Source organism: Streptomyces sp. 4N509B (assembly GCF_052245655.1).
Taxonomy (GTDB): Bacteria; Actinomycetota; Actinomycetes; order Streptomycetales; family Streptomycetaceae; genus Streptomyces.
The window spans coordinates 11,202-31,027 of the sequence record NZ_JBQQBZ010000023.1; the positions used below are offsets into that span (position 1 = coordinate 11,202).

Below are 19,826 nucleotides of genomic sequence, written 5' to 3' on the forward strand. Positions count from 1 at the left end.
GGAGCGGTTGTGCGGACACGAAGGCTGGGCGGGGCGGCCGTCGCGGTGGCGGTGGCGGCCTCGCTGGCGGCGTGCGGCGGCGGTGACGAGGGCGGTCCCGGCCAGCTCGGCGGCGGCAGCGGTCAGAAGCCCGAGGCGGGCGGCGGCGAGGAACTGGCGGCGCTGCCCCCAGAGGAGATGCTGCAACGGGCGATGGACGCGGTCGTGAACGCCGGCTCCGGCCGGGTCACCTACACCGTCTCGGGGATGGCCACCACCGAGGTCGACTACGCGAGGGACTCCGACGGCACCTGCGTGGGTGAGGTCACCAACAGCGAGGTGGGCACGGTCGAGTTCGTCGCGCGAGGCGAGGAGGTGTGGGCCAAGCCCGACGAGCGGATGTGGCAGGACGCCGGGGCGGGCGCGGGCGGCGCGTTTCACGACAGCTACGTCCACGGTCCGGCGGATCACCCCTCCCTCAGCGGCGTGGCCAACGTCTGCGGCGACTGGGAGGAACTCGTCTCGGTGGAGGAGCAGGAGTCCCAGACCGAGGAGACGGGCGCCCGCGTGGAGTGGCTCAGAGGAGAGGACACCGCCGTCCTCGGCCAGCGCGCGCACACCATCCGCTGGGAGTACCGCGACGGCGAGGACAGGATCGACGCGACGTACCTGGTCGCCGCCGAGGGGGAACCGTACCTGCTGCGTACCACCATGGAGAGCACCTCCGAGCTCTTCGGCGACACCACCGGCGAGTTCGCCCTCAGCGACTTCGGCGAGCCCGTGGACGCCACGGCCCCGCCCGCCGACCAGACCGTGGAGATCGAGGAGCTGGGGGACGTCAACCCGTTCGCGAGCCTGGGGTGATCCCGCCCGTCCCGCCCGTCCCGCCCGTCCCGCCGGTCCCGCCGTTCCTGGCCGTCCCGCCCGTCCCGGCGACCCCACCCTCCCCGGCGCCGTCCAGCACCCCCGCCACGCCCCGCTCGGCACGGACGTAGGCCGGGTACTGGTCGGGCGCGCAGCGCACCCGCCGCCAGCCGGGCCCCTCCAGCGGCTCGGCGCCCACCAGGGGCGTCCACGCGCCGTCCGGCACGTAGAGCCGGCGCGAGCCGCCGGGTTCCAGGAGCGGCGCGACGAGGATGTCGGGGCCGAGCAGGTACTGGAACCGGGCGTCGCGGGCGGCGCGGTCGCCGGGGTACGCCAACGGCATCGGCCGCATCAACGGCAGCCGCTCCCCGCCGCCTGCGTGACCCGGTGCGGACGTCACGAGGTAGCTCCGCAGCCGCTGCCGCAGCCGGCAGGCGGCCAGGGCCGCGCTCCGCGCCGGCTCCGGGTAGGCCGTCGGCTCGCGGCGCCCGGTGCCGTGGAAGCGCATGATCGGGCAGAACGCCGCCCACTGCGCCCACCGCCCGTACAACTCGGGCTCGACGTCGGCGACCATCTCGTACGGCGTCATCGTGGCCCGCAGCTCCTCGCCCCGCCGGTACGAGGCCGGCGTCCAGTACCCGCCCGCGTCCTGCGTGACGGCCGAGAAGCCGCTCAGCGACATCGACAGCAGGGCACGCAGGCTGGAGATCAGGCCGCTCCAGGTGGACGGCATGTCGCCCGCCCAGTGGGCGGGGTCGCGCTGCGATCCCGCCGTGCCGGAGCGGGCCAGGGGCACGAAGTCGCCGTGCCGGGCCCGCCGCCCCGCCTCGCGCACGGTCTCCTGGTAGAAGAGGCCGTAGCTGTTGCGTCGCTCCACGCCCGTGCTGCCGTCGGCGAAGACCGCGTCGGCGGGGATCTCCTCGCCGAAGTCGGCCATGACGGCGGCGTTGCCCTCCTCGCGCAGCGTCGTGGCCAGCCGCTCGCACCACCACTCGCGGGCCTCGGGGTGGAGGAAGTCCAGCAGCAGGTTCCTCGGGTTGTCGGAGGTGGCGGCAGGCCGTCCCTCGGCGTCGCGCAGCACGAAGCCGCGGGCGGTCAGCTCCTCGGCCAGCGGCGTGCCGCGCGTGACGTACGGGTTGATCCACAGGCTGACGCGGGTGCCGCGGTCGGCCAGCGGGCGGGTCCAGCCGGCCGGGAAGCGGGCGCGGTCGGGGCCCGTGCTCCAGGAGGCGTCCGCCAGCACGCACGCGTCGAGCCACTCGTCGACGTGCACCACGTCGACGGGGCAGCCGGCGTCGGCCAGCTCCGCCACGTTGTGCTCCACCTCCTCGGCGGTGAAGTACGAGCTGCGGCCCATCCACACCCCGTAGGCCCACTCAGGCAGCGGGCTCGGCGCGCCGGTCAGGGCCAGGTAGCGGTCGAGGAGGGTGGGCGCGTCGCCGCTGAGGAGGAAGAGGTCGAGTTCGTCGCCGACGATCTCGACGCGGGCGGCCTCGGCGTGGGTGGCGCCGAGGTCCGCGGTGATCGGTCCGCCGCCGTGCACGAACATGCCCCAGCCGGCGTCCGACCACAGCAGCGGCACGTTGAGGTACGCCGAGTCGCGGCCGGCGGCCCGGTTCTCCTCGATGTTGCGCAGGCGCCGGCGCCGGCCGCGCAGGTCGATGCCCTGGTAGCTCTCGCCGCCGCCGTAGACGGCGGTGTCGGGCGTGAGGTGGATCGTCTCCACCCACCGCGCCGGCTCGCCCGGGGACGGCGGCACGTACCCGGCGTGGAAGGGGAGCGTGTCGCCCTCGGGCTCGGAGAAGCGGTGGAACGCCCCGAAGCGCAGGGCCTGCGGCGCGCCCTCCTCGTGGTCGGCTCCGTCGAGCCGCCCGGCCTCCCACAGGGCGTGGACGCCGGGGCCGCTGATCTCGATCCCCTCGGGTGTGCGGGTCAGCCGCGCGGGGCGGTGGGGGAGCCCGTTCGACAGAACGGGGTCCGGCAGGCGCCGCGGGTCCTCGCGCGGGTCCTCCCACGGGTCCTCCGGGGCCGGCGAGCCGGGGGCACGGGCGCGCAGCCGGAGGACACCCTCCAGCGGGACGGTGCACGAGACCCGCACGGTGCGGCCGGAGGCGAACGTCACCCGCAGGTACTCCTCGGCGGCCGCCGGCTCGGCGGCGACATAGGGGTCTGTCCGCGTCACCACGCCGCCGGGGTACCCGGCGCGCACCGGCTCTAACGTGCTCGGGCGGGGGCGGGGGCGGAAACGGCTCTGGCCCGGACGGCTTCCCCTCCACGCCATCCGGGCCAGCTTCCCCCCGCTTCCCCCCGCTTTCCCCCATCCCCCCCGTGGTCCCCGGGTCCCCCCAGACCCGGGTCCCCCCCGCTGTCCGGTGGTTTCTCCCAACTCCACCGGACAGCCTCTTTTGAGGCCGACCGCGCACCCCTGCTTCCGGTCGGCCACTGTCGAGACTGCCAGTCAGCCATAAACGAAAAATCAACGCCCGACGAGTGCCGTTCTCCTCGCCCGCCTCGTCGCGGGCGACCCGTCGTGGCGCCGCGCCCTCCAGAGGACTCGGCCCCGGCCCTGGCCCCGGTCTCGGTTTCGGCCCGGCCCCGCTCTCGGTCCCGGCCCCGGTCGCCGGTGGCGGCTCGGGCTTGCGGCCCGGGACTCCTGCCCGGGGCTGCTGCCCGGATTCTCGCCCGGGCCTGGTGCCGGGGCTCTGGCTCGGCGCGGACGGCTCCCCTCCCCGCCGTCCGAGCCGGCGAACCCAGAGCGTGGTGCCTGTCCGGCGACTCCCCCGCAGTCGCCGGGCAGGCACCCCCTGTGGAGGCCGGTCGAGCACCCCTGCTTCCGACCGGTAGCTCTGAGCATGACAGCCCGTCATAAACGTGTAATAAACGTAGGGGCGGGTCCGTGGCGGACCCACCCCTGACGAGTGTGGCTGTGCGGATGTGGTTGTCCCGGCCCTCACTCGATTACTTGGGCCAGAAGTCGTTCGGGGCCGAACCGCTGTCATGCGCAACCGCCGCCGGCTGGTCGGCTAAGGCGGGTGCTGCTGCCCCTGCCACCAGCGCGACCGCGACGGCGCAGGCGGCAAGGATTCTCCGCATTCCTGACATGCAGACTCCCTGGTGGAGGCGGGCTGCCCCTGGTGGTCACGCCGGGTGACGCGCCACCTGAGGCAACGTTTGTTCGTATTGATGCCCGCATTGCTTGTAGTGAGAACCGACAGCGATGATCGGCATGGCGGTGGGCGACCGAACGCCCTCGGAGTTCGCTCCGACGTCGGCGGCTACTCGCCGCTCCGGGGCTCGCTCTTGGGGTAGAAGTCGGTGGGCTCGATGTCGCCGGCCTTCTTGGGCTCGCTCTTGGGATAGAAGTCGGTGGGCTCGACGCCGCCCGTCTTCCGGGGCTCGCTCTTCGGGTAGAAGTCCGTCGGCTCGACACCCCCGTTGTCCGTGGACTCGCCCTTGGGGTAGAAGTCCGTCGGCTCGCCGACAGGCTCCTTGACGGGCTCGTCCTTCGGGTAGAAGTCGGTGGGCTCGACGACGCCCTCGGCCGACTCGTCCCGACGGTCCCTGCTCGTGCCCTGCTTGGGCGTGCTGGTGGCGTCGCTGTCGTGTGTCCTGGTCTCGGACAAGGTGAAACCCCCATGTGTCGTCATCTGGAATCCAGGCCGTCCAGGGCAGTCCTCGCGCCCGTGAACGGACCCCCCTTGCTCTCGCCGTCGCCCCGAGGGCGAGCCGCGCGCCAGAGCGTCGCAGCACCGGATAAACGTTCGGTCAACGTCCTCGTGGCACCAACGTTCCGACGGCGGAAGGCTTGCCTACTCAGACGGTCACGGACGCCAGAAGGTTGCGGACATCCGCGGCTTCCGGGCTCCCGTTGCTGTCGAGGATCTCCAACGCCTGCTCCCAGCAGGCTCGCGCACGCCCCGTGTGTCCGGTGTCGTCGAGCGCGCGCCCCAGGACCGTCAGCACGTTGGCCCGCCACGAGGGCCCTCCGGTGTCCCGCAGCCGCGCCAGCGCCTGTTCGGCCATCGGGGCGGCCTCGGTGGCCTGGTCCGTGGCGAGGTGCACCTCCGCGAGGCGGAAGAGCGTGAGCCCTTCCCAGAGCCGTTGGCGGTTGGACTGGAAGCCGGTGAGCGCGTCGTTGAGCTGGGCGACGGCGGCCGCGTACTGACCGTTGGCGGCCAGTGCCATCCCCAGGGTGTACTGGCCGTTGGCCAGACGAAGCGGCGAGCCGACCCTGCGCAGGATGCCGAGGCTCTCCTCCGCCAGGGCGACGGCCTCGCTCGCGTGGTCGAGGTTGAGGTTGACCCGGGACAGGCAGCTGAGGACGCTGGCCTCTCCGGGAAGGTCCCCGTCCCCGCGGAACTCCTCCAGTGCACGTGTCAGGTACGCGATCGCGTCCTCGTGCCGGTTCTGGTAGAGCGCGATGATGCCGCAGGAGTTCGCCCCGTGCGAGCGGGCGATCGGGTCCTCGGCCGCCACGCCGAGCAGCAGGGCGCGCCGGCCGTGCTCGTAGGACAGGTCGAGGCGGTCCGCCATGTGTTCGGCCTGCGAGAGCGCGATGCGCACGCGCCCCTCGGCCAGGCAGTCCTCGGCCGCCTCCGCGGCCTCCAACACCGCCGTGCAGGCCCGTTCGTACTGTAGGGAGAAGGCGCCGGACTCCGAGAGGTCGAGCGCGACGAGCAGCAGGTCCGCCGCCTTGCGGAGCCGTTCGGCGTCGGTGGCGTGTTGCGCGCACGACAGCAGGCAGTCGGCCTCGGTGAACAGCCAGTCGACCGCTGCCGCCGGGGAGTCGAAGGCCAGGCCGGGGTGGGTCGTCGGCTGGAGGTGGTTCACGCGGCGGTCACCGGGTCGTTGGAGCGCGTAGACGGCGGCGGTCGTCGCCAGATAGAAGTCCAGCAGGCGCGACAGCGCCGCGTGGCGCGCCGAGGAGGGGTACTCGGCGCGCTCGGCGCACGCCTTGGCGAAGAGCCGGACCAGGTCGTGGAAGCGGTACCGGCCCGGCGCGGCGGACTCCAGCAGCGAGGCGTCCACCAGGGACTCCAGCAGCACCTCGGCGGTCTCCGCGTCCCGGTCGAGGAGCGCCGCCGCGGCGGGGAGCGAGATGTCCTGGCCATCCGCCAGTCCCAGGAGCCTGAAGGCGCGGGCCTGTTCGGAGCTGAGCTGGCTGTAGCCCAGCTCGAAGGTCGCCTTGACGGCCTGGTCGCCGGCCTGGAGCTCGTCGAGGCGGTGACGCTCGTCGCTCAGCTTCTGGGCGAGGGCGGCGACGGTCCACGTGCGGCGCGAAGCCAGCCGCGAGGCGGCGATGCGGATGGCCAACGGCAGGAAGCCGCACAGGCTGACCACGACCATGGCGGACTGCTGCTCGGCCGAGACCCGCTCGGCACCGACGATCCGGGTGAAGAGTGTCAGCGCCTCCTCGCGACTCATCACGTCGAGGTCCACGAGGTGCGCCCCCGCCAGGTCCACCATGCGCTGGCGGCTGGTGATCAGCGTGGCGCAGCCGGCCGTTCCCGGCAGCAGCGGCCGGACCTGGGCGGCGTCGCGGGCGTTGTCCAACAACGCCAGGATGCGGCGGCCGTCGAGGAGCGAGCGGTACAGCGCCGACCGCTCCGCGACGCCTTCGGGAATCGAGGAGTCCGGCATGCCCAGGGTGCGCAGGAAGGAGCCGAGCACCGCCTGAGGCTCCGCCGGCTCGGGCCCCGCTCCCTGGAGGTCCACGTACAGCTGCCCGTCCGGAAAGTGCTCGCGCGCGGCGTGGGCGACCTGGACCGCCAGCGTCGTCTTGCCCACGCCTCCGATGCCGGCGACCGCCGAGACCGCCATGACCCGACCGCCCGCGGTCGCGAGCTCCTTCCCGAGTTCGGAGACGAACGCGATGCGCCCGGTGAAGTCGGGGACGGCCGCCGGGAGCTGGGCGGGGCGGATCGGGGGCGGGGCGCCGACCGTGGCCGGCGGGGGGCCGGCGAGGTTCAGGGACTCGTCGGCGTTGAGGATCTTCTGGTGGAGCTCCGCGAGGGCGGGGCCGGGCTCGACGCCGAGCTCGGCGACGAGGACGCGCCGGGCGTCCTTGTACACCGCCAGGGCCTCCGCCTGCCGGCCGCTGCGGTACAGCGCCAGCATCAGCTGCTCCCGCAGCCGCTCCCGGAACGGGTGCGCCGTGGTGAGGGCCGTCAGCTCGGAGACGGAGTCGGCGTGCAGGCCGAGCTGGAGGCCGACGTCGAGGCGCTGCTCGATCAGGACGATCCGCTTGTCGCCCAGGCGGTCGCGGTGCAGCTCGGCGGCCGGGCCGGGTATCCCGGCCAGCGCCTCGTCGCCGTTCCACAGCTCCAGCGCCGCGCCGTACAGCTCGTGGGCGCGCGACAGGTCCCCGGCGCTGGTGAGCTTCTCCGCCTCCGCCACGAGCTGCTCGGAGTGCTCCGCGTCGAGCCGGTCGCCCCTGACCAGCCGGAGCGCGTACCCGCCGGCCTCGGTGACGAGGGCGTCGGCGCGCGGGCCGAAGGCGCGGCGCAGGCGCGTGGCGTAGGTGCGCAGGGTCTGGACGGCCTTCTGCGGCGGCTCCTCGCCCCACAGGGCGCCGACCAGGTCGTTCGCGGTCGCGGTCCGACCGCGGCGCAGCAGCAGGGCGGCGAGCATCGCGCGTTGCTGGGGGGTGCCGGCGGCCAGTGGCTGTCCGTCGAGCCACACGCGGACCGGACCCAGCACGCTGAACTGAAGACTGGGCACGACGCGCTGACCTGCGGTCTCCTCGCCCATGGCACCCACTTCCATGGCGTCCCCTGCTTCTTGCCGCTTCCCCGGGCTTGTGGAACCCTCGCCTCCGCTACGCGTCCAAGGCGAAAGCGTTACAGCCTATCGACTAGTTATGCCGCCTAGGAAGGGGCGCCAAGGAAGATGGGGTTGCTCATCGCGGCCATCGCGCCCGGCAGGCCCGGGGCGCCGCCGTCGGCCGGGGTGTGGCGGGCCTCGGCGCGCACGTAGGCGGCGTGGGAGACGGTGGTCTGCCAGGTGAGCTCGCCGGAGCCCTCGGCCGTCAGGGGCTCGGTGCGCAGCACGCCCTGATCCGTGATCAGGCGCAGCTCGCCGCCGCCCGCCACGCCGGAGGCCCGCGCACGGACCGTCACCCTCGTGTCGGGGCCGGTGACGTCGGCGTCGAGGCGTTCGCCGATGCCGACGTGGCGGCCGTGGTCGTCGCTGACGGTGAGGTCCAACTCGACGGCGGAGGACTCCGCGACGTACGAGCGGCCGGCGCGCAGCCCGTCGAGGATCGCCTCGCGCGTCAGGTCCTCGGCGAGGACGACGGTCTGCGGCAGCCCGACGGGCTGCGGCTCGCGGTGGGCGTCGCTGTTGCCCATGGCCGGCAGCCACGTGCCGTCGCGGCCGGCCGCGACGAGGGCGCCGTCCCAGCTCGCCACGGCCGCCTCGTCGTCGGGGGTCCAGGGCCCGTTCCACACCTCGACGGCGTCGGCGTGCCGCATCCCGAACTTCCAGGCGCAGCCCACGCAGGGCGCGTGGGGGTGTGCGGGGACCAGCAGGCCGCCCGCGCGGTGGACGCGTCGCGCGTAGCGGTCGTACGCGCCGTCGCGGGCGCGGTAGCGCCAGTCGACGAAGGTGCCGGGCTCGATGCCGAGGGCCAGGTAGTGGCCGTTGCGGGTGGTGACCTCCTCACCGCACAGGATCAGCAGGTCGTCGCCCCACAGGCCCTCCCAGGCGCCGTGGCCGGCGGGGGTGTTGTGCTCGGTGGTGGTGATGAAGTCGAGGCCGGCGGCGCGGGCCGCCGCCGCGACCTCGGCGGGGGTGCGCTGGCCGTCGGAGTAGACGGTGTGGAGGTGGCAGTCGCCGCGGTACCAGGCGCGGCCCCGGCCCCGCGCCCGCGTCGGCGGGTGGACGGGGCGGGGGGTGCGGCCGGTGGGGCCGTGGGTGAGGGTGACGGTGACCTCGTAGGCCAGGCCCTGGGGCGCGACGGTGTACGGGCCGAGCGCGACGTGCCAGGTGCCGGCGTTGACGGGCCCGGGGAGGTACCCGGGGGTGGCCTCCTCGGCGCTGATCGCGAACGCGGTGCGGGCGCCGCCCGACCAGCCGCGGAAGCCGTCGCCGGGCAGCGCGGTGCCGCGCTCGTCGAAGACGCCGATGTCCAGGGCGTTGCCCGGGGTGCCCGCGGGGACGGCGGGCCGGTCGTAGCGGTAGGACACCGCGATCCGGCGGACGCCGCGCGGCACCTCGACCGGAAGGTAGACGAGGTCGGGCGCGCCGGGCTCCAGACGGCCCGTCACCGTGCGCGTCTCGGTGCGGCCTTCCTCCGGGGCGCCGTCCCGGCCGTGGTCGGGCCCGCCGTCGGGTCCGTCCTCGGGCCCGTCGTCCCGTCCGTCGGCGTGCGCGGAGCTGTCGGCGAAGGTCACGGGGGCGAGCGTAACGGCCGCCGCGCCCGGTGCGGCAGCCGTGAGACGGAGGAGAGCACGACGCGTCACTCGCGACATAACGGCCTCTTCGGGAGGAATAGGACGCGCGGCGGGGGCGCGCGGGGAGAGTGAGTACCGTCACACACGGAGGTGGCGTGCGGGAGAAGACCCGTCAGGAGCTGAGCGGACGGTCGGAGACGGCGCGGGAACGGGCCCACGGCGGCCGTTCGCGAACGCCCCACGAGTGATCACGGCCATGTCGCGTGTCACCCGCCGCTCTTATGCTCGGGGCCATGACATCACGCGCGGACGGAACAGCGGAGAGAGCCGCGGGGAGCACTCCGCGGCCGGACGGCCCGCCCACGGCCAACGCGATGCGCCGCGCCCTGCGCCGCGCCGAGGACGGTGTGGCGCTGGACGTCGAGGAGGCGGCCGTGCTGCTCCAGGCGCGCGGCGCCGAGCTGGAGCGGCTCGCCGCCACGGCGGCGCGGGTGCGGGACGCGGGCCTTCAGGCGGCCGGGCGTCCCGGCGTCGTCACGTACTCGAAGTCCGTCTTCATCCCGCTGACCCGCCTGTGCCGCGACCGCTGCCACTACTGCACGTTCGTCACCGTGCCGGGACGGCTGCGTCGCGAGGGCCACGGCATGTTCCTCTCCCCCGACGAGGTGCTGGACATCGCGCGGCGGGGCGCCGAGGCGGGCTGCAAGGAGGCCCTGTTCACCCTCGGCGACAAGCCGGAGGACCGCTGGCCGGAGGCCCGCGAGTGGCTCGACGCCGCCGGGTACGACTCCACGCTGGACTACGTGCGCGCCATGTCCGTCCGCGTGCTGGAGGAGACCGGGCTGCTGCCGCACCTCAACCCCGGCGTGATGACGTGGACCGACTTCCAGCGGCTGAAGCCCGTCTCCGCCTCCATGGGCATGATGCTGGAGACGACGGCCACCCGGCTGTGGTCGGAGCCCGGCGGGCCACACCACGGCTCGCCCGACAAGGAGCCCGCGGTCCGGCTGCGCGTGCTGGAGGACGCCGGCCGCTCCAGCGTCCCGTTCACCACGGGGCTGCTCATCGGCATCGGCGAGACCCCGGTCGAGCGGGCGGAGACGCTCTTCGCGATACGCCGGGTGTCGCGGACGTACCACGGCGTCCAGGAAGTCATCGTGCAGAACTTCCGCGCCAAGCCCGACACCGCCATGCGCGGCATGCCCGACGCCGAACTGGCCGACCTCGCCGCCACCGTCGCCGTCACCCGGCTGCTGCTCGGCCCCTCCGCCCGCATCCAGGCGCCGCCGAACCTCGTGGCCGGCGAGTTCGCGCTGCTCCTCCGCGCCGGCATCGACGACTGGGGCGGCGTCTCCCCCCTCACCCCGGACCACGTCAACCCCGAGCGCCCCTGGCCGCAGATCGACGCCCTCGCCGAGCAGACCGCCGCCGAGGGCTTCTCGCTGAGGGAACGGCTCCCGGTCTACCCGGAGTTCGTGCTGCGCGGCGAGCCGTGGCTCGACCCGCGGATCCTGCCGCACGTGACGGCGCTGGTCGAGCCCGACACGGGCCTGGCGCGGGAGGACGCCGTGCCGAGCGGCCTGCCGTGGCAGGAGGTCGACCCCGAGCAGGTCCTGACGGCGGCCGGCCGCACCGAGCTGCACCGCACCATCGACACCGAGGGGCGCGCCGCCGACCGCCGCGCCGACTTCGACGAGGTCTACGGGGACTGGGCCGAGCTGCGGGAGCTCGCCGCCCCCGGCATGGCGCCGGAGCGGACCGACGGGGACGTGCGCGAGGCGCTGTCCGTCGCCGCCGACGACCCGACGCGCCTGACCGACGCGCAGGCCCTGGCCCTGTTCCACGCCGACGGACCGGCCCTCGACGCGCTGTGCCGCGTCGCCGACGAGCTGCGCCGCGACGTCGTGGGCGACGAGGTCACCTACATCGTCACCCGCAACATCAACTTCACCAACGTCTGCTACACCGGCTGCCGCTTCTGCGCCTTCGCCCAGCGCCGCACCGACGCCGACGCGTACACCCTCTCCCTGGACCAGGTCGCCGACCGCGCCGAGCAGGCGTGGGACGTCGGCGCCGTCGAGGTCTGCATGCAGGGCGGCATCCACCCCGACCTGCCCGGCACGGCGTACTTCGACATCGCCCGCGCCGTGAAGGCCCGCGTGCCCGGCATCCACGTCCACGCCTTCTCGCCGATGGAGGTCGTCAACGGCGCGGCCCGCACCGGCCTGTCGATCAGGGACTGGCTGACGGCGGCCCGCGAGGCCGGCGTCGACACCATCCCCGGCACGGCCGCGGAGATCCTCGACGACGAGGTCCGGTGGATCCTCACCAAGGGCAAGCTGCCCGCCGACACCTGGATCGAGGTCGTCTCCACCGCGCACGAGCTGGGCATCCGCTCCTCCTCCACGATGATGTACGGGCACGTGGACGCCCCCCGGCACTGGCTGGGCCACCTGCGCACACTCGCCCGCGTCCAGCGGGAGAACGAGGAGAAGGGCGTGCCGGGCTTCACCGAGTTCGTCACGCTCCCGTTCATCCACACCAACGCCCCGGTGTACCTGGCGGGCATCGCCCGCCCCGGGCCCACCCACCGGGACAACCGCGCCGTCACGGCGATGGCCCGCCTCCTGCTCCACCCGCACATCACGAACATCCAGACCAGCTGGGTGAAGCTCGGCACCGAGGGCGCCGCCGAGATGCTGCGCTCGGGCGCCAACGACCTGGGCGGCACCCTGATGGAGGAGACCATCTCCCGGATGGCGGGCTCGACGTACGGCTCGTACCGTTCCGTCGCGGAGCTGCGCGCGATCGCCGACGCCGCCGGCCGCCCCTCCCGGCTGCGGACGACGACCTACGGCCGGGTCTCGGCGGAGCGCGAGGCGGCGGCGCTGGCGGCCGACGGGCAGCTGCCGAGGCTGCTGCCGCTGGTGGACCGCGTCGCGGAGGCCGGGGTCGCGGACGCCGGTGTCGTGGGGAGCGGGGTCGCGGAGACGGGGGTCGGATCGGAGGTGGGTGCGTGACGTCACCGGTAGGGGGCGCCCTGTGGGGGCGCGCGGAGCAGCAGGACTTCCGCAGCCGCGTCCGCGGCTGCCTGCTCGGCGGCGCCATCGGCGACGCGCTGGGCGCCGGCGTCGAGTTCAGCTCGCTGACCGCGATCCGCGAGCAGCACGGCCCGGACGGCGTCACGGACTACGTGCCGGCGTACGGGCGGCGCGGGACCATCACCGACGACACGCAGATGACGATGTTCACCGTGGACGGCCTGATCCGCGCGCACGTCCGCCGCGACACCGGCGCCTGGCACCCGCCCACGGACGTCCACGCCGCGTACCGCCGCTGGTACGTCACGCAGCGGGACTGGGGCCCGGACGAGCGGCGCGCCGACGACGGCTGGCTCGCCCGCCAGGAGTGGCTCTACGCGCAGCGCTCCCCGGGCCGCGCCTGCCTGACGGGCCTGGGCGACGCCGCGATGGGCACCGTCGAGAAGCCGAAGAACCCCGACTCCAAGGGCTGCGGCACGGTGATGCGCTCCGCGCCGTTCGGCCTGCTGGTGGGCTGGGAGCCGCAGCTGGTCTTCCAGCTCGGCGTCGAGTGCGCCGCCCAGACCCACGGCCACCCCACCGCCCAGCTCGCGGCCGGCGCCTTCGCCGCGATCGTCCACGCCCTCGTGCGGGGCGACTCGCTGGACGCCGCCGTGCAGAAGGCCCTCGCCCAGCTCGCGATCCGGCCGGGCCACGAGGAGACCACCGACGCGCTGAAGAAGGCGCTCGGCGCGGTCCGCCAGGGCATGCCGACGCCCGAGCGGGTCGAGTCGCTGGGGGAGGGCTGGACGGCGGAGGAGGCGCTGGCCATCGGCGTGTACTGCGCGCTGGTGGCGGAGGACATGCGCCACGGCCTGCTGCTGGCCGTCAACCACGGCGGCGACTCCGACTCCACGGGCTCCGTCTGCGGCAACCTGCTGGGCACCCTCCACGGCGAGTCGGCCCTGCCCCCGGCGTGGCTGGCCGAGCTGGAGGGCCGCGCCACACTGCTGGAGCTGGCCGACGACTTCGCCATGGAGATGACCCAGGGCCCCGCCCTCCACGGCCCCGGCGACTCGGCGCCGGTGTGGCTGGAGCGCTATCCGCGGGGGTGAGGGCTCACGGGCTGGCGGTCGCGGCCGCACGCTCCAGCGCGCGGAGGATGCGGGGCAGGTGGCGCGGGGGCGCGGCGAGCCGGACGGGGGTGCCCGCGTCGTCGAACTCGGCGGCGTGCCAGCCGCGGGGGACGCCGTCGCCGTCGTCGCCCCGGACGGGCCGCACGGCCCGCACGGCGAGCCGCCGCACCGGGATCGGCCTCGCCGCGAACCGGCCCGGCCCGGCGTGGGGTGTCACCGCGGGCGGGCCGCTGCCGAGGACGATGTGGGTGCCGAAGGAGCCTCACGGGTTGTAGTCCGTCGCCTCCAGAAACCGAGCCGCCAGAAACACCTCCCCCTCCCCCTCTTCCTCCTCGGGTGTCCCTTCCCCGGGTGACCCGTTCGTCCCCGCCCCGGGCGGCCACGCGCGGGTGGCGCGCCAGGCTCAGGTGAACAGGCCGAGCGTGGCCAGCGAGCCCGCCGCCGCCCAGGCGATCGCCCGGGGCGACGCCAGCAGGGTCGTGGGGTGGAGGTAGCACGGCGGGAGCAGCCACAGGGCCGTGCCCGCGAGCGCGCCCGCGAACGGCAGCGACGAGGGGAGCACCTCGTCGACGGGCCGACGGCGTCCGCGCAGGCGGAGCACCACGATCGCGCCGGGGTAGCCCGCGGCGAGCGCGGCCAGGGCGGCGAGGACGGCCACCACGCCGGCCTCCGGGATGTGCTGCCGCCACGCGTGGTGCTCGCCGACGACCTCCCGCACTCCGCCGCGCCAGACGGTCAGTTCGACCTCGTCGCCGGGTTCGAACCCCTCGGCGCCCTTCCGCGAGACCGAGACCCGTTCCAGGGGCCGGCCGTCGACGAAGTACAGCCAGCTCCTTCCCTCTCTGCCCCTGCCGACCTCGGTCCGCGCGATCACGGCCGGCAGCCTCGTCAGGCACTCGCGCCGTTCCGCGGCGGGCGTCGTCGCCGTGCACTCGACGGCCGACGTCCACTCCCACGTCTCCGACTCGGCGACCGGCACGAACCGGGCGGCCAGGCCCGCGGCGGCGAGCAGCGCCCCACAGGCGACCAGCAGCACGACCAGGCCGCGCCCGGCGGTGCGGTGGTGACGACCGGCACGTGGCCCGACGCCGGGGCCCCGTATCGGCGGTGCTCGCGCGCAGCGCCGCCAGCCGCGCGTCGAAGTCGCCCTGCCCTCCTCCGACGGGCAGCGGCAGCGGCAGCCGCCGCCGGCGCCCGTTGCGCTGCACGAGGACCACGCGGCGGATCACCCCGTGACGCGTGCGGTGCTGGTACTCGCCCAGGTCGGCGACGTCGGGCCAGGCCCGTTCAGCATGCGGCGGGGACACCCGCGGTGGCGAGACCGCCCGCCGCCGACGTGTGCTGTGCAACGAACGTTTGACAGGTGCTGAACGCCGTCTATCCTGGAAGTATGGCAGCGACCATAGGGTTCCGTCCGACGGAAGAGGATGCCCGGATCATCGAGGCGGCCACGCGTGAGGGCGAGAGCACCAGCGACGTGATCCGCAGGGCGCTGCGCCTGCTGGAGCGGGAGGCATGGCTGATGCGCGCCAGGGCCGACGCGGAGCGGCTGGCGGAGGAGGATCTCTCCGACGAGGCGGATGCCTGGTGATCCGCGGCGCCGTCTACCGGGTCGACCTCGGTGAGGCGAAGCGGGGCCACGAGCAGCGGGGGCGCCGCTACGGCCTGGTCCTCAGCCCCAGCGCCATGCCGTGGAACGTGGCCACGATCGTCCCTACCTCGACCAGCGCCCAGCCCTCCGTGTTCCGTCCCGAGCTGGACCTGCTGGGGACGACGACCCGATTCCTGGCGGACCAGATCCGCACGGTGGACGTCCGCTTCATCCACGGCGACCCCGTGCACTACCTGGACCGGGACGAGATGGCCGAGGTGGAACACGCGGTGAGCCGCTACCTGGGGTTGTGACGAGACAGCCACGCCGACTGGGCGCGCCACTCCAGCAGGCGCAGCACCGTGCGGTCGAGGGCGTGGCTGCTCCGCCAGGGTCGGGAAAGCGCTGTGGCGCGCGGACAGCGTGTGGAGCGCGTCGTGGTCGCGGACGGGGACCCGCAGCGGCTGGCCTGCGTGAGCTGCCGCTCACCCTGGCGCCGCGGGTCTCGTCCGTGGCCCATACGCCTGTCTTCCCGGTGGGTGGCTGGTCGTCGTTCGTCGCCGCAGTGCAGCGGCGGCGGCTCTGGCAGGGCGGCGGCGAGCGGGACGTTTGTCGTTGGCCGTAGGCCTACCGGTCGGTGGTCACCAGTCCCGGGTGGCGATGAGCTCCTCCACGTCCGCGCCCGTGAAGCCGTAGGCCGAGGCGACGAACCAGAAGTCCTCGGCGATCGCCTCCCGCGCGACGGTCTCGATCTCGCTGCCGGCGGCGTCGAACTCCGCCTCCAGCCGGTTGAACTCCTCCGTCGCGGCCTGCGTGAGCACGTACAGGGCCGCGAGATCCGCCGGCTGCTCCGACTCGATCCGTTCGCACAGCCGCAGCAGGATCGCCCTGCCCCTGTCGAGGGCGTGGTCCGGGAAGTAGGGGTCGGCGTAGAGCTGCCGCAGGAATGCGTGTGCGGTGACCTGCTGGCTGGTAATCGGCATGGTGACTCCTCGTCCCGTCGTCGCGAGCCGGCGATGCCGATCATGCAGCACGCCACTGACAGCCGGCCTACAGCAGCCGCAGCTGGGTGTCGCGCGGCGCGCGCGGGCGGGGGACGGGGGCGCCGACGCGTTCGCACAGGGCGGGGTCGGTGGCCAGCGGGTCGAGGAACGGTGAGCGGGCGGCCGTCCGGACCGCGCCGTGGCGGAAGCGTTCCGCGGCGTGCGTCAGGTACAGGCGGCGCTGGGCGCGGGTCATGCCGACGAAGAGGAGGCGGCGTTCCTCGGACTCCGCCTCCGGGTCCAGGTCGGCCCCCGGCCAGCGCATCGGCAGCAGGCCGTCCTCGCAGCCGACGACGAAGACGACGGGGAACTCCAGGCCCTTGGAGGCGTGCAGCGTGAGCAGGGAGATCCGGTCGGCGCGCGGGTCCCACGTGTCGACCTCGACGCCGAGCGCCAACTGGTCACGGAAACGGGCCAGGTCGGCGCCGCACTCCGCGGCGAGGGGGAGGAGCAGGTCGACGGCGGCGCGTTCCTCGCCGGAGGAGGCGGGGGTGAGGGTGGCGCGCAGCGCGTCCCCCAACGCCTCGTCCGCGGTGGGGGCGAGGGCGGCCAGCACGGCCGCGACGCCCGGCCGGTCGGCGAGGCGGTCGTGGGAGCGCTTCTGGAACGGCAGGCCGGTGCGCGTCAGCGTCTCGACGAGGACCCGCGCCTGCGCGTCCGTGCGGTAGAGGATCGCGAAGTCGGAGAAGCTCAGCTCGCTCAGCGCGTTGGACTCCTCCGTGTCGACCCGGCCGCTGTCGAGGGAGTGGAACGACGCCCCGCCGATGAGCCGTTCGATGGTACGGGCCACGAACGACGCCTCCGCCTGCTCGCCGGCGGCGGCGTGGAGCGCCGGGCGGCTCGTGCCGTGGCCGCGGCCCATGGGGTCCAGGCGCCGGTCCGGGACGAGGCTGCTCGGCGCGATGGCGCGCAGCGAGGCGGCCAGGATCGGCGCGGCGGAGCGGTAGTTGCGGCTGAGGTGGACGGTGCGGGCGCCCGGGTAGTCCCGCTGGAAGCGGAGGAAGAAGCCGACGTCGGCGCCGCGGAAGCGGTAGATCGCCTGGTCGGGGTCGCCGATGGCGGTGAGGTTCGCGGCCCCCTCGGAGGGTGAGAGGAGGCGGAGCAGCCGGTACTGCCGCTCGTCCACGTCCTGGTACTCGTCGACGGAGATCCAGCGGTAACGGTCCTGGTAGGCGGCGGCGAGGGCCGGGTCGGCGGCCAGCAGGGCGAGGGGGAGGGCGATCAGGTCGTCGAAGTCGACGAGATCGTGGGCGCGGAGCGCGGCGCGGTACGCCTCGCCGCGCTCGTCGTCGCCGGCCGCCTCGGCGATCTCCGCCTGGCGGGCGGCGTCGGCGATGCCGAAGCCGGCGCCGAGCCCGGCCCGTTCGTGCTGCTCGCGGAGGATGGCCAGGCCCAGGGAGTGGAACGTCGCCACGGTCACGCCCGGCGCGTGGGCGGGCGCGAGCGCGGCGAGGCGTTCGGCCATCTCCTCGGCGGCGCGACGCGTGAACGTGATCGCCAGGCACTGCTCGGGCGGCACGCCCCGCTCGGTGACCAGGTGCGCGACGCGGTGCGTGAGGGTGCGGGTCTTGCCGGTCCCCGGCCCGGCGATGATCAGCAACGGCCCGCCGTCGGAGCCGGCCGCGGCCCGCTGCTCGGGGTCGAGACCGTCGAGCAGCGACGGCACCCGCGGGGCCGGCGGGCTCGCGGGCGCGGGCCGTCCCGTGCCGCCGGCGTCGCCGCCCGCAACCGCCGGACGGGCGTGGCGCGGGGTGGTTGTCCCGTCGCCCGCGCTGTCGCGGTGCGCTGCGTCGCCGCTCCCGGCCGCCCGTTGGGTGGGAACGGGTGCGGGGCGGGCGCCCTCCGGGCTGCGCTCCGCGGTCCGCTGGCCCGGCAGGGCCGCGCCGGCCGGGCCGACCGCGCGGGCCGGGCCCGCCAGGGTCTCCGCCGAGCCGAACAGGCCGTCGTCGTCCCCGAAGAGCGTCGGGACGGTGACGGCCGTTAACTTCTTCAGCTCGCCCGGTTCGAAGAGGCGGATCACGCCGTACTCGCCGTCGTAGCCCGCGTCGCGGATGACCTCCCCCCGACGCAGCCGCGCCACCGCCTCTCCCAACAGCGGGTGGTGCGCCGCGATCTCGTCGACCGGCAGCTCCTGAAGGATCGGCAGCTCCGGGCCGAGCGCGGCCGTCAGCGCGTCGAGCTCGCCCCGCACCTTCTTGCTCTTCGGCCCGACGCCGAGGATCTCGCTCATCATCTCCGGCAGCGGTACCAGGCTGTGGAAGGGGGCGGCGCCGGCCAGGCGGAAGCCCTCCGGCCGGTCGGCGAGGTCCAACACGCGGCTGAGCACCCCCACCGTCAGCGGCTTGCCGCACGCCGGGCAGCGCCCGCCCCGCTCCCGCGTCTCCTCCGGCTCAAGCCGCACCCCGCACGCGCGGTGCCCGTCGACGTGGTACTTGCCCTCCTCCGGGAAGAACTCGACCGTGCCGGCGTGCCCGACGCCCGTCTCCAGCGCCCGCCGGACGGCGAAGTAGTCCAGCTCGGTGTCGAAGAGGGTCGTCTCGCGGCCGAGCATGGGCGGCGAGTGGGCGTCGGAGTTGCTGACGAGGCGGTAGCGGTCGAGGGCGGAGATCCGCCAGTTCATCGCCGGGTCGCTGGACAGGCCCGTCTCCAGCGCGAAGATGTGCTCCGACAGCTCCAGGTAGCAGTCCTCGATCGCGTCGAAGCCGGACTTGGAGCCGAAGACGGCGAACCACGGCGTCCACACGTGCGCCGGGATCAGGTACCCCTCGCCCCGGCCGCACTCCAGCACGATCTCCAGCAGGTCGTGGGAGTCCAGGCCCAGGATGGGGCGGCCGTCGGAGGTGATGTTGCCGATGCGGCCGAGCCGCGCGTTGAACGCCTCGGCGGCGGCGAAGTCCGGCATGTAGATCAGGTGGTGGACCTTGCGGGTGCGGTCGGCCCGCTTGTAGATCGTGGAGATCTCCACCGAGAGCATGAAGCGCACCGGCGCCGCCGCCATGCGGGGCGGCAGCGTCCGCGCGATGTCGCGGTCGAGGTCGTCGCGCAGCCGGAACAGCCCCGGCTCCGCCGGCACCAGAGTCTCCTTCAGGTGCGCGAACCAGGCCGGGTGCGTGAAATCCCCCGTGCCGACGAGGGTGATGCCCTTGCGCCGCGCCCACCAGGTCAGATGCTCAAGGTCGCAGTCCTTGCTGCACGCCCGGGAGAACTTCGAGTGAATGTGGAGATCGGCATGGAAACGCATCACCGGGATCCTGCCACAGAACGCCGACGCCCCCCGCAGGTCGCCGTCTGCGGGCCGGCGGACTGCACCCGGGAGGAGGCGGAACTCGCCCGCCGCGTCGGGCGTCTGCTCGCCGAGCGCGGCGCGGTGGTCGTCTGCGGCGGCGGTGGCGGCGTGATGGCCGCCGTCGCGACGGGGGCGCGCGCCGCCGGCGGGCTGGTGGTCGGCGTGCTGCCGACCGCGAGCCGCGAGGGTGCCTCCCCCGAGCTGTCGGTGGCCGTGGTCACGGGCATGGGCCAGGCGCGCAACGTCGTCATCGTCCACTCGGCCGACGCGGTCATCGCGGTCGGCGGCTCCTGGGGGACGCTCAGCGAACTCGCCCACGCCAGGCGCCGGGGCGGCATCCCCGTCGTCTCCCTGGCCGGCTGGCGCCTCCTGGACGCGGCCGGCGCGCCCGTGACCGGCATCGACCACGTCGACACTCCGGAAAACGCGGTGGCCCGCGCCCTCGCCCCCTTGGTGTAGTGGGCACATGACGAGGACGGCGAGGACGGCTATGGATGGTGTGGCGGGTGGGGCC

14 protein-coding genes are annotated in these 19,826 nt (G+C 74.4%); 6 read left to right on the plus strand and 8 right to left on the minus strand.

From position 1 onward, the window contains the following. Positions 1 to 9 precede the first annotated feature (9 nt). The gene (locus ACTWP5_RS20560) at positions 10 to 843 is read left to right on the plus strand and encodes a hypothetical protein (protein ID WP_443222500.1); all 834 of its coding nucleotides are present in this window, start codon (positions 10 to 12) and stop codon (positions 841 to 843) included. Here the strand turns inward: ACTWP5_RS20560 and ACTWP5_RS20565 are convergent. From ACTWP5_RS20565 to ACTWP5_RS20580, 4 genes are all read right to left on the minus strand, one after another. Next, positions 818 to 3,028 carry a glycoside hydrolase family 31 protein gene (locus ACTWP5_RS20565; protein ID WP_443222501.1) on the minus strand — a complete coding sequence of 737 codons (2,211 nt, stop codon included), beginning with the start codon at positions 3,026 to 3,028 and terminating at the stop codon, positions 818 to 820. The genes ACTWP5_RS20560 and ACTWP5_RS20565 overlap by 26 nt on opposite strands. Positions 3,029 to 4,118: 1,090 nt before the next feature. Continuing rightward, positions 4,119 to 4,466: a hypothetical protein gene (locus ACTWP5_RS20570; protein ID WP_443222502.1), complete on the minus strand. Its 348-nt coding sequence runs from the start codon at positions 4,464 to 4,466 to the stop codon at positions 4,119 to 4,121. Positions 4,467 to 4,656: 190 nt separating this feature from the next. Continuing rightward, positions 4,657 to 7,608 (minus strand): BTAD domain-containing putative transcriptional regulator, encoded by a 2,952-nt coding sequence (locus ACTWP5_RS20575; protein ID WP_443222503.1) that lies wholly within the window; start codon positions 7,606 to 7,608, stop codon positions 4,657 to 4,659. Between the two features lie 101 nt (positions 7,609 to 7,709). Further along, positions 7,710 to 9,314, minus strand: coding sequence for a CehA/McbA family metallohydrolase (locus ACTWP5_RS20580; RefSeq protein ID WP_443222504.1), 1,605 nt, complete (start codon positions 9,312 to 9,314; stop codon positions 7,710 to 7,712). Between the two features lie 215 nt (positions 9,315 to 9,529). Here ACTWP5_RS20580 and ACTWP5_RS20585 point away from each other — a divergent pair, with 215 nt between their 5' ends. Together ACTWP5_RS20585 and ACTWP5_RS20590 are read left to right on the plus strand one after the other, a co-directional pair. Further along, a complete protein-coding gene (locus ACTWP5_RS20585; protein ID WP_443222505.1) occupies positions 9,530 to 12,256 on the plus strand; it encodes a bifunctional FO biosynthesis protein CofGH in 2,727 nt (908 codons plus the stop codon). Beyond that, entirely contained in the window at positions 12,253 to 13,371 is a 1,119-nt protein-coding gene (locus tag ACTWP5_RS20590; RefSeq protein ID WP_443222506.1) for an ADP-ribosylglycohydrolase family protein, read from the plus strand. Before ACTWP5_RS20585 ends, ACTWP5_RS20590 begins: the two co-directional genes overlap by 4 nt. A 4-nt stretch (positions 13,372 to 13,375) precedes the next feature. Here ACTWP5_RS20590 and ACTWP5_RS20595 read toward each other — a convergent pair whose 3' ends face one another. Both ACTWP5_RS20595 and ACTWP5_RS20600 read right to left on the minus strand, forming a co-directional pair. Beyond that, positions 13,376 to 13,609: a hypothetical protein gene (locus ACTWP5_RS20595; protein WP_443222507.1), complete on the minus strand. Its 234-nt coding sequence runs from the start codon at positions 13,607 to 13,609 to the stop codon at positions 13,376 to 13,378. A gap of 186 nt (positions 13,610 to 13,795) precedes the next feature. Continuing rightward, positions 13,796 to 14,428 carry a hypothetical protein gene (locus ACTWP5_RS20600; RefSeq protein WP_443222508.1) on the minus strand — a complete coding sequence of 211 codons (633 nt, stop codon included), beginning with the start codon at positions 14,426 to 14,428 and terminating at the stop codon, positions 13,796 to 13,798. A gap of 354 nt (positions 14,429 to 14,782) precedes the next feature. Here ACTWP5_RS20600 and ACTWP5_RS20605 point away from each other — a divergent pair, with 354 nt between their 5' ends. Together ACTWP5_RS20605 and ACTWP5_RS20610 are read left to right on the plus strand one after the other, a co-directional pair. Then, the gene (locus tag ACTWP5_RS20605) at positions 14,783 to 14,983 is read left to right on the plus strand and encodes a hypothetical protein (RefSeq protein ID WP_443222509.1); all 201 of its coding nucleotides are present in this window, start codon (positions 14,783 to 14,785) and stop codon (positions 14,981 to 14,983) included. Further along, positions 14,980 to 15,297, plus strand: coding sequence for a type II toxin-antitoxin system PemK/MazF family toxin (locus tag ACTWP5_RS20610; RefSeq protein WP_443222510.1), 318 nt, complete (start codon positions 14,980 to 14,982; stop codon positions 15,295 to 15,297). Before ACTWP5_RS20605 ends, ACTWP5_RS20610 begins: the two co-directional genes overlap by 4 nt. A 327-nt stretch (positions 15,298 to 15,624) precedes the next feature. On the opposite strand, the gene ACTWP5_RS20615 is transcribed toward ACTWP5_RS20610, so the two are convergent. Together ACTWP5_RS20615 and ACTWP5_RS20620 are read right to left on the minus strand one after the other, a co-directional pair. Further along, positions 15,625 to 15,966 carry a DUF5713 family protein gene (locus ACTWP5_RS20615; protein ID WP_443222511.1) on the minus strand — a complete coding sequence of 114 codons (342 nt, stop codon included), beginning with the start codon at positions 15,964 to 15,966 and terminating at the stop codon, positions 15,625 to 15,627. Positions 15,967 to 16,033: 67 nt separating this feature from the next. Further along, a complete protein-coding gene (locus ACTWP5_RS20620) occupies positions 16,034 to 19,267 on the minus strand; it encodes a UvrD-helicase domain-containing protein (RefSeq protein ID WP_443222512.1) in 3,234 nt (1,077 codons plus the stop codon). Between ACTWP5_RS20620 and ACTWP5_RS20625 the strand changes: the two genes are divergently transcribed. Continuing rightward, positions 19,256 to 19,771, plus strand: coding sequence for a TIGR00725 family protein (locus ACTWP5_RS20625; protein ID WP_443222513.1), 516 nt, complete (start codon positions 19,256 to 19,258; stop codon positions 19,769 to 19,771). The genes ACTWP5_RS20620 and ACTWP5_RS20625 overlap by 12 nt on opposite strands. Positions 19,772 to 19,826: the final 55 nt, after the last annotated feature.